We start from the raw sequence: 13,060 nt of genomic DNA on the forward strand, positions 1-13,060 counted from the left end.
GCACACCCCACAGCAAGGAGCTCGACATGGCCGCCACCTCCCCGACCGCAGGATCCGCCTTCGGAGACGCCGCCGACGGCGTGTGGCAGGCGATGGAGTCGCTCCGGGCCCGCTTCGACGCGCGGGGCTCCGGCAGCGCCGGCGCCGACCACGGCCACCCGCACGGGCAGCACGACGTCCGCCGCGCGGTGCTCGCGCTCCTCGCCGAGGAGCCCATGCACGGGTACCGCATCATCCACGAGATCACCGAGCGCAGCGGCGGCACCTGGACCCCGAACGCCGGGGCGGTCTACCCGACCCTCCAGCTCCTCGCCGACGAGGGCCTGATCGCCGCCGAGACGACCGACGGACGCAAGACCTACGCCCTCACGGAGACGGGCCGGTCCACGGTCGCGCGCGACGGCATCACGGCGCCCTGGGCCTCCGCGTCCGACGCGCACGGGCACGACGCGCACGACCGCCACGACCGCTCGGCCCTCCCGAAGGCCGGCCTGTCGCTCGCGCAGGCCGCGGCGCAGGTCCAGCGCACGGGCAGCCCGGCGCAGGTCGCCGAGGCCGTCTCCGAGCTCGACGCGGTCCGCCGCCGCCTCTACGCGATCCTCGCCCAGGAGTGACCGCGGCCACGGCCGGCGCCGTCCCCGGGACCCCTCCCGAGGCCGACGCCCCGGAGACGCGCGCCCGCTACCGCCGCATCCTCCGCTTCGCCGCATGGAACCTCGCGGTCACGTGGTGGTACGAGCTGTTCCTCCCCCGGGTGGGGCTCCGGCGCATCGCCGACCGCACGCGCACCCGGCGCATGAAGCGGTTCGCCCGCCGCTTCCGCGTGCTCGCCGTCGAGCTCGGCGGGCTCATGATCAAGGTGGGGCAGTTCATGTCGTCGCGCCTCGACGTCCTGCCGCCCGAGATCACGGCGGAGCTCGAGGACCTGCAGGACGAGGTGCCCGCCGTGCCGTTCCCCGAGATCCGCGCCCTGGCCGAGCGCGAGCTCGGCATGCCGCTCGCCGAGGCCTTCGCGTGGGTGGACGAGACCCCCGTCGCCGCCGCGTCGCTCGGGCAGGCCCACCGCGCCCTCCTCGGTCCGCTCGACTCCGCGGACACGGGCCTCACGGGCGCCGTCATCAAGGTCCAGCGGCCGGGCATCGACGACATCGTGCGCATCGACCTCGCCGCGCTCCGGCGCATCGGCGGCTGGCTCACGCACGTCCGGCTGGTCTCCGACCGGGTGGACGCGCCCGCGCTCGTCGAGGAGTTCGCCGAGACGAGCCTCGAGGAGATCGACTACCTGCACGAGGCCCGCAGCTCCGCCCGGTTCCAGGAGATGTTCGCCGCGGACGAGCGCGTCGCCGTCCCCGAGATCGTCTGGGAGCGCAGCACCCGGCGCGTGCTCACGCTCGAGGACGTCACGGCCATCAAGATCACCGACCACGAGGGGCTCCTCGCCGCCGGGATCGACCCGGTGGACGTCGCGCCGGTGTTCGCCGCGGTCATGTTCGACCAGCTGTTCGCCGACGGCTTCTTCCACGCGGACCCCCACCCCGGCAACGTCTTCGTCACCCCGGTGGCCGACGGCTCCGTGGAGCAGGGCTGGACCTTGACCTTCATCGACTTCGGGATGATGGGCGAGGTGCCGCCCAGCACCCGTCGCGGCCTCCGCAAGATGCTGATCGCCGCGGCCTCGCGCGACGGCAAGGGCCTCGTCGACGCCGCCCGCGACATCGGCGTCCTCCTCCCCTCCGCCGACACCACGCAGCTCGAGCTGGCCATGACGCGCCTGTTCGCCCGCTTCGGCGGCCTCGGCTTCGCGGAGCTGCGCGAGGTCGACCCCCGCGAGTTCCGCGCCTTCGCGAACGAGTTCCAGGACGTCGTCCGCACGCTCCCGTTCCAGCTGCCGGACGACTTCCTGCTCATCATCCGCGCGATGTCCCTCACGTCGGGCGTCTGCAGCGCGCTGGACCCCGCGTTCAACCTGTGGGACTCCGTCGAGCCGTACGCGCAGCGCCTCATCCGCGAGGAGCGCGGCAACGTCGTGCGCGACCTCGGCACGCGCGTGTCGGAGACCGCGGGCACCCTCGCCCGTCTCCCCGGACGCCTGGACGCCCTCCTCACGCGCATCGACGACGGCGCCCTCCCCATCAGCGACCCGACGCTCGAGCGCCGCGTCGGCGCCCTGGAGCGCACGCTGCGCCGCGCGATCTCGGCCCTCGTCTTCGGCGCGCTCCTCGCGGGCGGCGTGCTCCTGCGCCCGGACGACGAGGTGCTCGGCACGGTCCTCCTCGTGGTGTCCGTGCTCCCGCTCGCGCAGGCGCTCCTCCCGGGCCGGCGCGGCGTCTGACCATCACGGCGTCCGACCGGCACGGCGTCCGACCGACACGGCGTCCGACCGACGTCGCCCCCGGCCGGCGCCTGTCCGTTCGGTGTCGGTCATGACGCCATGTGACGCCGCGCCCGCGACCCTCCCGGATCGCCCGCCTACGGTGAGGCCACCGACCCGACGGCACGAGGAGACACCATGACCGACACGACCATCCAGGCGCAGATCGACGAGTTCGACCGTGGCTTCGCCGAGCAGATCGGGCCGGACCTGTCGGCCGTGTTCGCCGCCGAGCAGCGGTCCCTGCGCGACGAGGGCGTCCCCGCGGGGGCCGTCTCCCCCGGCGACCGCCTGCCCGGGGCGACCCTGCTCGATCCCGACGGCGCGGAGGTCGACCTGGCCGCCGTCCTCGGCGTCGGTCCCGCCGTCGTGGTGCTCTACCGCGGCGCGTGGTGCCCGTACTGCAACCTCACGCTCCGCCAGTACCAGGCCGAGCTGCTGCCGGCGCTCCGGGAGCGCGGCGCGGCGCTCGTCGCCGTCAGCCCGCAGACGCCCGAGGGCAGCGCGCAGGCGGTCGCCGGTGCGGGCCTCGACTTCCCGACGCTGTCGGACCCGTCCAACGCCTTCGTGCGCGCGCTCGGCCTCGTCACGGAGCCGTCCGCCGAGGCGCGTGCCGCACACGCGCAGCTGGGCTTCGACGTGGCCGACAGCAACGCGGACGGCACGGGCGACATCCCGTTCCCCACGGTGATCGTCGTCGACGCCGACCGGACGGTGTCCTTCGCGGACGTCCACGTGGACTACACGACGCGCACGGAGGTCGCCGACATCGTCGCCGCGGTGGACGCGCTCACGAACCGGTAGCGGTACCGGGGAACGCAGCCCCGGAACGGCAGCCTCGGGCAACGCAGAAGGCCCGGTCTCGAGGAGACCGGGCCTTCATCTTGTTGCGGGGGCAGGATTTGAACCTACGACCTCTGGGTTATGAGCCCAGCGAGCTACCGAACTGCTCCACCCCGCGCTACGAGGAATACATTACCAGACCTCCGAGGTGCTCATGACCACTCGGCCCACGCCGACGGGTCGAGCCCTCCCCCACGACGAGGACGGCCCCGGCAGCACCCGCATCGCGGGGCCGCCGGGGCCGTCTCGTGAGCTGCCGGGCTACTGCTCGGCGCCGCCCAGCTCGATGGCCCGTGCCAGCGCCTCGGTGAGCCGCTGGTCGGCCTGCGCCGCCGCGACGAGGTCGTTGGCCGCGTACGCCGCCTCGCGGTCCTGCAGCGCCTGGCCGGCCGCGGCCAGCGCCGCCTGCACGTCCTGCGCCGGAGCGGCGGGCGTCGTCGGGGCCGGCGTGGGCGTCGGGGTCGAGCCCGTGTCGCCGTCGGTCGACCCGTCGTCGGTCCCGGTGCCGTCGTCGGTGACGGGCGTGGTGGGCACGCCCTCGTCACCGGCGGTGGCACCCGAGTCGCCCTCGAAGATGCTGTCGAGGGCCGCGTCCAGCGTGTCCTCGAACGCGATCTTGTCGCCGAACGCCACCAGCACCTTGCGGAGCAGCGGGTAGCTCGTGTCGCCCGTGGAGCGGACGTACACGGGCTGCACGTACAGCAGGCCGCCGCCGACCGGGAGGGTCAGCAGGTTGCCGCGCACCACGGAGGTGCGGCCGCCGCGCTCCAGCAGGTTGAGCTGGTTCGCCACGTTCGTGTCGGAGTTGAAGTTGTTCTGGATCTGCGTGGGCGCCGGGATGGTGTCGTCGTTCGGCAGCGTCAGCAGTCGCAGCTTCCCGTAGTCCGGCGCCTTCTCGCCCGCCGTGCTGCCCGCGTCCGAGTCGACCCCGAGGTAGCCCGTGAGCACGCTCCGGGCGGTGTCCTGCGTGGCCGGCGGGATGAAGGTCGTGTACAGCGAGAACTTCGGCTCGTCCTGGCCCGGCATCTGCATGGTCAGGTAGTACGGCGGCTGGAGGCTCGCCGACGTGCCCGGGTCCGTGGTCGCGGTCGGGTCGTTCGGCGTGGTCCAGAGGTCCTGGTTCGAGTAGATCGAGCCCGGGTCGGTCACGTGGTACTTGCCGAGGACCGCGCGCTGCACCTTGAACATGTCGGCCGGGAAGCGCAGGTGGCTCATGAGCTCGCCCGAGATGTCCGAGATCGGCTGGAGGGTCGAGGGGAACACCTTCTGCCAGGTCTTGAGGATCGGGTCCTCGGTGTCCCACGCGTAGAGCGTGACCTTGCCGTCGTACGCGTCGACCGTCGCCTTCACCGAGTTGCGGATGTAGTTGATCCGGTCCGTCGGGACGAGCGGCTGCGTCTGCTGCGAGTCCGCGATCAGGCGGCTCATGTCCTGGCGCTCCGAGTACGGGTACTGGTCGCTCGTGGTGTAGCCGTCCACGATCCAGACGACGCGGCCGTCGACCACGCTGGGGTAGGGGTCCTTGTCGATGGTCAGGTACGGCGCCACCTTGCCGACGCGCTGCGCCGGGTCGCGGTCGTACAGGATCTGCGACTGGTCGTTGACCTGGCTCGCGAGGAAGATCTGCTCCGACTGGAACTTGAGCGCGTAGATGAGGCGCTTGAACACGTTGTCGACCTTCGGGCCGCCGTTCCCCTGGAACGTCGTGTACGTCTCGTCCGCGCCGTCCTCGCCGGACGGGTAGTCGAGCTCGACCTTGTCGCCGGACTCGGGGCCGCCGACGATGGAGTAGTCGGGCGAGTTCTCGCCGAAGTACACGCGCGGCTCGAAGTCGCCGAGGTCGCCCGAGGCCGGGATGCCGGACTCGAGGAAGACCGGCTGGCCGTCGCTCGTGCGCTGGGTGCCGTACGCGGCGACCAGCGAGTAGCCGTGCGTGTACACGAGGTGCTGGTTGACCCACGAGGTGCCGGTGTTGGTGGGGCTCAGCTCGCGCACCGCGACCACCGTGTCCTGCACGCGGCCGTCGATGTCGTACCGGTCGACGTCGAGGTTGTCGCCGAACTGGTAGTACTGCCGGAACTGCTGCAGCTGGCTGAACGCGTCGCCCACGACCGCGGGGTCGAGGATGCGGATGTTGGCCGTGGTCGCGGCGTCCTCGCGGAGCGCGCCGGGCGTGGTGTCCGTCGTGGCGTCGTAGGGGATCTCCTCGATGTCCGCGAGGCCGTACGCCGCGCGGGTCGCCTCGATGTTGCGCTCGAGGAACGGCGCCTCGTAGGCCCGCTCGTTCGGCTCCACCTGGAAGCGCTGGACGACGGCCGGGTAGGCCGTGCCGATGAGGATGCTGCTGACGATGAGGCCGGCGGTGCCGATGATCGGCAGGCGCCAGCGGCCGATGACCGCCGTGACGATGAACAGCAGCGCGACGACGGCGGCGATGCCGGCGAGGATCGCGCGACCCGGGATGACCGCGTTCACGTCGGAGTACGCGGCGCCCGTGATGAGCTGCCCGTTCGCCTGGTTGACGACGGAGGAGTACTGGTCGAGCCAGATGCTCACGCCCTGCAGCAGGAAGTAGACGCCCGCCGTGATGGCGATCTGGATGCGTGAGCTCTTCGAGATGCGCACCTCGCGGCCCGTGAACCGCACGGCGCCGTAGAGGTAGCTGGTGGCGAGCACGCCGAGCATCGAGATGATGACGACGGCCGAGGCGAAGCCGACGACCGCGTGGTAGAAGGGCAGCTCGAACATGTAGAACGACACGTCGAGGCCGAACTGCGGGTCGGTCGTGCCGGCGGGCGTGCGGTTCAGCCACAGCAGCGTGCGCTGCCAGCCGCTCGACGCCGAGACGCCGGCGAAGAGGCCGAAGACGGCCGGGATCGCGAACATCGCGAGGCGGCGCAGCGGCTCGACGACCTGCTGGTAGCGGTCGAGCTGCGAGTTGAGCTTCGCGTAGACCGGCCGGGAGCGGTACGCCACCTGGATGCTGACGAACACCGGGACCGCCATGGCGAGGAACCCGACGAGGAACAGCGCGATGCCCGCGCCCCACTGCGTGAGCAGCACTCCCAGGTAGCCCAGCTGGTCGTACCAGAGGACGTCGGCGTAGAAGCCGGCGAAGATGAAGAACGCGATCACGAGGGCGGCGATGATGGCCGCGGTGATGGCGAGAGGGGCTCGGCTCCGTCTGGAGGGCCGGGCGGATGTGCTTGTCACGTGTGTGCCTCAGAGTCGGGGACAGCGGAGCCCTCATCCTAGGCGGGGCCCTTGCCAGGAACCTGCGAGCGATCAGGGGTCCCGATCTGGTAAGGGGGCCCTCTCGATCGGGGCCGCTCCGGACCCGCTCCCGGCCGGCCCGGCCGTCGTCAGCAGGTGGGCAACGCGTCCAGGTCGCCGCCCGAGGAGACGGCGTCGAGCGCGGCCAGCGAGTCGTCGAGCGTCGCGACGGAGAAGACGCGCAGCCCGTCCGGGACGTGCCCGCGGACCTCGTCGCAGTTCTCCGCCGGGGCGAGGAAGTACTCGGCCCCCGCGCGCTCCGCGCCGAAGAGCTTCTGCCGGATGCCGCCGATGGGCCCGACGGTGCCCGCCGCGTCGATCGTGCCCGTACCCGCGAAGGCCCTCCCGCCGGTGAGCGAGCCCTCCTCGAGCTTGTCCATGATCCCGAGCGCGAACATCATCCCCGCGCTCGGCCCCCCGACGTCGTCGAGCTGGATGTCGACCTCGAACGGGAACTCGTACGCCGTGGAGGTGACGATCCCGATGACCGGACGGCCGTCGCGCTCCGCGGGCGTCACCTCGACGGTGCTGTCCTGGCCGTCGCGCGTGATCCCGAAGGACAGCGCCGTGGTCGTGCCCGCCGCGGCGACGCGGGCCTGCAGGTCGGCGAGGTCGACCACGTCGGCTCCGTCGACGGTGCGGATGGCGTCGCCCGTCCGCAGGGGGCCCGCCGCCGGGGAGCCGTCGAGGATGCTCTGCACCTGCAGGGTCCGCGGCACGTCGATGCCGAGCTCCGTGAGGGCCGCCGCGACCGCGTCCTGCTGCGAGTCCGTCATCTGGACCTGGTTCTGGGCATCGCGCTCCTCGGCCGTCTGGTCGGCGGGGAACACCGCCTCCATCGGCACGACGCTGCGGCTCGGGTCGAGCCACGCGGAGACCACCTGGAACCAGTCGGGGCGCTGGGCGGGGTTGCCGACGACGCTCACGGTGAGCATGTCGAGGCGCCCGTCGGTCGGGTAGGTGGTGCGGTCCGGGATGGAGATGAGGGGACGCTCCGTGCCCTCGTGGTCGCTCGTGCCGAGCGTGTCGAACACGGGGCCCGGCTGCTCGATGACGTACGGCGAGGGCAGCAGGCCGAGCGCGAGGGCGAGCACGGCGCCGGCGCCGGCGAGCACGCGGCCGACCCGGCGGCGGCGCGGGGGCCGGGGTGCGCGCGGGGCGTGCTGGGCGAACAGGCTCATCCGGGATCCTCGCGGTCGGGGCGCGCGACGGGCCGGGATGCGGCCGCGCGTCGGGGTTCTGCGGCGGCTCACGGCCGCTGTTCGCGGCGGGCGGAAGCCGCGACGGCTCAGCCTAGGCGAATCCGGATGGGTTTCCCGTGGGCGCGGGCTAGCGTGGTCGCACGGGTCGCGACCCCGCGATCCGTCCCCCTCCGACCCCCCGGGAGACCCTCCATGGCCGACGAGCCCACCCCGAATCCCGAGGACGAGTTCCGCCGCATGCTCGGACGGTTCCTCGGCGCCGACGGGCAGATCGACCCCGAGAAGCTCGCGGGCGCCGCGGGCCTGCCGCAGGACCCGGAGATGGTGCGCCAGCTCCTCGCGCAGCTGCAGGGCGCGCTCAGCAGCACCGGCGACGGCGTCGACTGGAAGGTCGCCCGCGAGGGCGCCCGGCAGCTCGCCGCCGCGGAGCAGACCCAGGTCACCGCGGCCGCGTCCGCCCCCCTCGACCAGGCGTTCCAGGTCGCGGCCCTCTGGCTCGACGAGGTCACGTACGTGAGCCAGCTCACGGTCGCGCCGCGCCTCATCACCCGCGCGCAGTGGACCGAGCTCACCATGCCCGTGTGGACGCAGCTGGCCGAGCCGGTCGCCCTCAGCATCGCCGACTCCCTCACCGACGTCCTGCAGCAGAACGCGCCCGAGGAGATGCAGGGCATGGTCGCCGGCGCCGGGCGCATGATGCGGAACCTCGGCGGCACGCTCTTCGCCATGCAGCTCGGCCAGGTGGTCGGGCAGCTGTCCACCGAGGTCGTCTCCGGCGGCGACGTCGGCATCCCGCTCCTCGACGACCAGCAGGCCGCGCTCCTCCCCCAGAACGTCGCGTCGTTCGGATCCGGGCTCGACGTGTCCGAGGACCAGGTGCAGATCTACCTGGCGGTGCGCGAGCTCGCCCACGCGCGCCTGTTCCGCCACGCCCGCTGGCTCCGCCTGCAGCTCATCTCCTCCATCACCGAGTTCGCGAAGGGGGTGCACATCGACACCGAGCGGCTCGAGTCGCTCGCGGAGGGCTTCGACCCGTCGAACCCGGAGGAGCTCCGGCAGGCGATGGTCGACGGGTCCCTCATCCCGCCGAAGACGGACGCCCAGCTCGCCGCCCTCGCCCGGCTCGAGACCATGCTCGCCCTCATCGAGGGCTGGGTGGACGTGGTCACGGCCGCCGCCACCGTCCGGCTCCCCCGCGCGTCGGCCATCGCGGAGACGGTCCGCCGTCGCCGCGCGACCGGCGGCCCCGCCGAGTCCGCCTTCGCCACGCTCGTCGGCCTCGAGCTGCGCCCCCGCCGGCTACGCGAGGCGGCCGCCATGTGGCAGGCCGTGTCCGACGGGGTGGGCGCCGAGCAGCGCGACGCGCTGTGGTCGCACCCGGACGTGCTGCCCACCTCCGAGGACATCGACTCCCCGCAGGCGCTCGTCCAGCGCCTCACCCAGGGCGACCCGGAGCCCGACGAGGTCGACCAGGCCCTCGAGGACCTGCTGAGCGGATCCGACGCCGGACGCCCCGTGGAGGACGGCCAGGGCCGCGCCACCGAGCCGGGCACCACGCCCGACGGCGGACCGGACGACGGCACCGACGGGACGGACCCCCGCCCCGTCTGACGCGGCGCGCACGCCATGCCGGGGCCGGCACCGCACGCGCGGTGCCGGCCCCTCGCGCGTGCCCGCCTGTGGACGCGCCCGGCGCGCGTCCCGGCCGTCGGGCACTCTCCGCGCCCATGGCCATCCGACTCGATCCCCGTCTCCCGCTCGTCTGGCGCACGCCGGACTCCCTCCAGATCGGCGTCGACCGCCCGCCCGTGGTGCTCACGGCCGTGTCCCGGCTCGACGAGCGCCTCCTCGACGCCCTCCGGCACGGCATCAGCCGCGGCGGGCTCGACATGATCGCCGCGACCGAGGGCGCGACGCCGGCGCAGGTGACGCAGCTCCTCGACCTGGTGCGGCCGGCGCTCGCGCCCCCGCGCGACCCCGGCGTCGCCGCTCCCGATCCGGACGGCGGATCCGCCGACGGACAGCCCCGACGCGGACCGGTCGCGGTGGTCGGCGCCGGCCCGACCGCGCAGCTCGTGGCGGACGCCCTCCTCCGCGCGGGGCACCACGTGCGGCGCCAGCACCCCGCGGCCGAGGCGGACCCGCGCACCGCGCTGGCCGTCGTCGTCGCCCACTTCGCCATCGCCCCGGCCGTGTACGGCCGCTGGTCCCGGGAGGACGTCCCGCACCTGCCCGTCGTGCTCGGGGACCGGCACGCGACGGTCGGCCCGCTCGTCGAGCCCGGGCGGACGGTCTGCTGCTACTGCCTCGACCTCGCGCGCCGGGACGCGGACCCGGCATGGCCCGCCATGGCGACGCAGCTGCTCGGACGCGACAGCGGTTCGGACACGGGGCTCGTCCCCGCGGAGCTCGCCGCCCTCGCGGCGCGGCCCGTCGACCTCCTGCTCACCGGCGGCGGGAACGCGCTCGACGGCCACCAGGCGGTGCTCGACGTGCGCACGGGCCGCATCACGCGCCGCGCCGCGCGCCTCCACCCGCGATGCGGGTGTCGAGCTCTGCCAGGAACCGCGACGGCTCCCGCTGACCCGACCGCTGCGGTCCGCTCCGGCTCCAGGACAGTCGGAGGCCGGAGCGCGCGCGCGTGATGCCGACGTAGAGGAGGCGCCGCTCCTCGTCCACCGCCTCGAGCGTCTGCGCGTAGCTGATCGGGACCAGCCCCTCGCTGAGTCCCATCAGGTAGACGTGCTCCCACTCGAGGCCCTTGGCGGAGTGCAGCGTGGCGAGCGTCACCGCGGAGACGGTCGGCTCGTGCTGGCCGGCCTGGCGCTCGAGCAGCTCGTCCGTGAACGCGCGGAAGGTGCTGCCCGCGGGCATGCGCTCGGCGAGGCCCATGATCGCGTCGAGGGACTCCCAGCGGTCGCGCACGGCGCCCTGCTGCTCGGGCGGCTGCTGGCTCCAGCCGAGGCCGCGGAGCACGTCGCTCACCGACTTGAACAGCGGCTCGCCGGAGATGGAGACGGACGCGCCGCGGAGCGCGAGCAGCGCCTGCTTCACCTCGGCGCGGTCGAAGAACCGCTGCGACCCCCGCACCTGGTAGCTGACGCCCGCGTCCCCGAGCGCCTGCTCGAGCACGGCGGCCTGGCCGTTCATGCGGTACAGGACGGCGATGTCCTCGGGGGCGATGCCGGACTGGATCTGCTGGGCGATGGCGCCCGCGACGGCCCGCGCCTCGGCGCCGTCGGATGGGAAGGCGCTCACCTGCGGCGCCGTGAAGCCCTCCCTCCGGCCCGATGCGGCGCCGGTTCCGCGGCCCCTCGCGGTCGCGGGGCCCCTGCCGTCGCCGTCGGGATCCGCGTCCGCCGAGACGAGCGTGAGGGCTCCCGGCCGCCCGCGCATCAGCCGGTTCGCGGCCTCCGTGATGCCCGACGTCGACCGGTAGTTGCGTTCGAGCCGCACCACGGCCGCCTCGGGGAACCGGGACGCGAAGTCGAGCAGGTAGGCGCTCCTGGCGCCCGCGAACGAGTAGATGGTCTGGCTGGCGTCGCCGACGACGCACAGGTCGCGCCGGTCGCCCATCCAGAGGTCGAGCAGGGTCTGCTGCAGCGGCGAGACGTCCTGGTACTCGTCGACCACGAAGAACCGGTACTGCTCGCGCACCTGCTGCGCCACCCACGGCTCCGCCTCGATCATGCCCGCGGTGGCGAGCAGCACGTCCTCGAAGTCGAGCTGACGGCGCTGGTCCTTGATGTCCTCGTACGCCTGCAGGAGCGCGACGGCCTGGTCGGCGTCGAGCTGCGGCGGCAGCGTCCGGGTGGTGCGCGCGGCGAGGCCGTACTGCTCGAGCGAGGTCATCGACACCTTGCGCCACTCGACCTCGGCGGCCATGTCGCGGAGGGCCGCCGTGTCGAGGCGGAGGCGCAGCGACTCGGCGGCGTGGCCGAGCATCCGGCCCTTGCTCTCGATGAGCCGGGGCATGGTGCCGCCCACCACCTGCGGCCAGAAGAAGTTGAGCTGCTTGAGCGCGGCCGCGTGGAAGGTGCGGGCGGCGACGGGTCCCGCGCCGAGCTCGCGGAGGCGCCCGCGGAGCTCGGCCGCGGCCCGCGACGTGAAGGTCAGGGCCATGACGCGCTCGGGCGGGTAGACGCCCGCCTGGATCCCGTACGCGATGCGGTGCGTGATGGCGCGCGTCTTCCCGGTCCCGGCGCCGGCGAGCACCACGACGGGCCCGAGGAGCGCCTGCGCGGCGAGACGCTGCTGGTCGTCGAGCGCGTCGAGGAGGGACTCCGCGGTGGGGGCCTCCTCCGCCGGCTCGGCCACGGGAGCCGCGGAGGCCGGTCCGCGACCGGATCCGGCGGGGTCGGGCGAGGAGGGGGCGGGCGAGGCGGGGGCGAGACGGTCGATCACGGTCGGCGGGTCACCACTCCCGCTCGCCGTCCTCGAGGGGGCCGCCGTACCACTCCTCGATGATGGCGCGGGCGATGGACGACGGGCCGGGCAGCGCGATCTCGCCGAGCGACGCCCGGAGCTCCTCCCGGCTGAACCAGCGCAGGTCGATGATCTCGACCCCGTCGGGCGTCGCCGGCCCGCTCGTCGCCGAGACCCGCGCGAGGAAGCCGACCATCACCGACGCGGGGAACGGCCAGGGCTGGCTGCCGAGGTACCGCGGGTCCTCGACGGTGACGCCGGACTCCTCCAGGACCTCGCGCTTCACGGCCGCCTCGAACGACTCGCCCGGCTCCACGAAGCCCGCGAGCAGCGAGTAGCGGTCGCCGCCCCACATCGCGTTGGCGCCCAGGAGGAGGCGGTCGTCGGCGTCGACGACGCCCATGATGACCGCGGCGTCGGTGCGCGGGAACACCTGCGAGCCGTCGGAGGGCGCGCGACGCACCCAGCCGCCCTGCTCGACGACGGTCGGCTCGCCCGTCTTCGGGGAGAACGGGTGCGATGCGTGCCAGTTGGCGGTCGCCAGGGCGCCGGTGAACAGGGCCGCGTCGCGGTCGTCCAGCTGGACGGCCGTGGCGCGGAGGTCGAGCCAGCGCTCCGCGGCGGGCTCGAGCTCGGCGGCGGCGGCGTCGGTGAGGACGGCGGCGACGACCGGCGTGCCGACCGGCTCGCCGGCGTGCGCGATCGTCGTGCGGCCGAGGTAGATGCGGATCGTCGCCGCGGTCACCCGCTCGACCGGCAGGAGGTCGAGGGCCGCGCGGTCGTCGGCGACGGTGCCGAGCGCACGCCGGTCGTGCAGGGCGAGGACGCGGGTCGCCGGATCCGCCCACAGCTCGTCGAACAGGGCCGGCGAGTCGCGGGTGAGGCCGTCGCGGTCGACGCCCTCGCGGGAGAGGGGCAGGCGGGAGAGGAAGCTGTCGAGCACGGG

At 73.8% G+C, this 13,060-nt stretch carries 8 protein-coding genes and 1 tRNA gene; 4 read left to right on the forward strand and 5 right to left on the reverse strand.

From position 1 onward, the window contains the following. Positions 1–26: 26 nt before the first annotated feature. The 3 genes from AC07VC_RS05810 to AC07VC_RS05820 all read left to right on the forward strand — a co-directional run bounded on the left by AC07VC_RS05810 (position 27) and on the right by AC07VC_RS05820 (position 3,175). Positions 27–614, forward strand: coding sequence for a PadR family transcriptional regulator (locus AC07VC_RS05810; RefSeq protein ID WP_494675523.1), 588 nt, complete (start codon positions 27–29; stop codon positions 612–614). Further along, positions 611–2,332, forward strand: coding sequence for an ABC1 kinase family protein (locus tag AC07VC_RS05815; RefSeq protein ID WP_494675522.1), 1,722 nt, complete (start codon positions 611–613; stop codon positions 2,330–2,332). Before AC07VC_RS05810 ends, AC07VC_RS05815 begins: the two co-directional genes overlap by 4 nt. A 177-nt stretch (positions 2,333–2,509) precedes the next feature. Continuing rightward, the gene (locus AC07VC_RS05820) at positions 2,510–3,175 is read left to right on the forward strand and encodes a peroxiredoxin-like family protein (RefSeq protein WP_494675521.1); all 666 of its coding nucleotides are present in this window, start codon (positions 2,510–2,512) and stop codon (positions 3,173–3,175) included. Between the two features lie 83 nt (positions 3,176–3,258). Here the strand turns inward: AC07VC_RS05820 and AC07VC_RS05825 are convergent. The 3 genes from AC07VC_RS05825 to AC07VC_RS05835 form a co-directional block, all read right to left on the reverse strand. Beyond that, positions 3,259–3,332, reverse strand: a tRNA-Met gene (locus AC07VC_RS05825). Between the two features lie 143 nt (positions 3,333–3,475). Continuing rightward, entirely contained in the window at positions 3,476–6,427 is a 2,952-nt protein-coding gene (locus AC07VC_RS05830; RefSeq protein WP_494675520.1) for a UPF0182 family membrane protein, read from the reverse strand. Between the two features lie 149 nt (positions 6,428–6,576). Beyond that, the gene (locus AC07VC_RS05835; RefSeq protein ID WP_317230912.1) at positions 6,577–7,668 is read right to left on the reverse strand and encodes a YlbL family protein; all 1,092 of its coding nucleotides are present in this window, start codon (positions 7,666–7,668) and stop codon (positions 6,577–6,579) included. Positions 7,669–7,881: 213 nt separating this feature from the next. Here AC07VC_RS05835 and AC07VC_RS05840 point away from each other — a divergent pair, with 213 nt between their 5' ends. After that, the gene (locus tag AC07VC_RS05840; protein WP_494675519.1) at positions 7,882–9,300 is read left to right on the forward strand and encodes a zinc-dependent metalloprotease; all 1,419 of its coding nucleotides are present in this window, start codon (positions 7,882–7,884) and stop codon (positions 9,298–9,300) included. A gap of 897 nt (positions 9,301–10,197) precedes the next feature. On the opposite strand, the gene AC07VC_RS05845 is transcribed toward AC07VC_RS05840, so the two are convergent. Both AC07VC_RS05845 and nudC read right to left on the reverse strand, forming a co-directional pair. Next, positions 10,198–12,093 (reverse strand): ATP-dependent helicase, encoded by a 1,896-nt coding sequence (locus AC07VC_RS05845; RefSeq protein WP_494675518.1) that lies wholly within the window; start codon positions 12,091–12,093, stop codon positions 10,198–10,200. 10 nt (positions 12,094–12,103) lie between these two features. Then, positions 12,104–13,057 carry an NAD(+) diphosphatase gene (gene nudC, locus AC07VC_RS05850; RefSeq protein WP_494675517.1) on the reverse strand — a complete coding sequence of 318 codons (954 nt, stop codon included), beginning with the start codon at positions 13,055–13,057 and terminating at the stop codon, positions 12,104–12,106. Positions 13,058–13,060: the final 3 nt, after the last annotated feature.

The organism is Clavibacter sp. GW821-FHT01D01, from assembly GCF_059422605.1.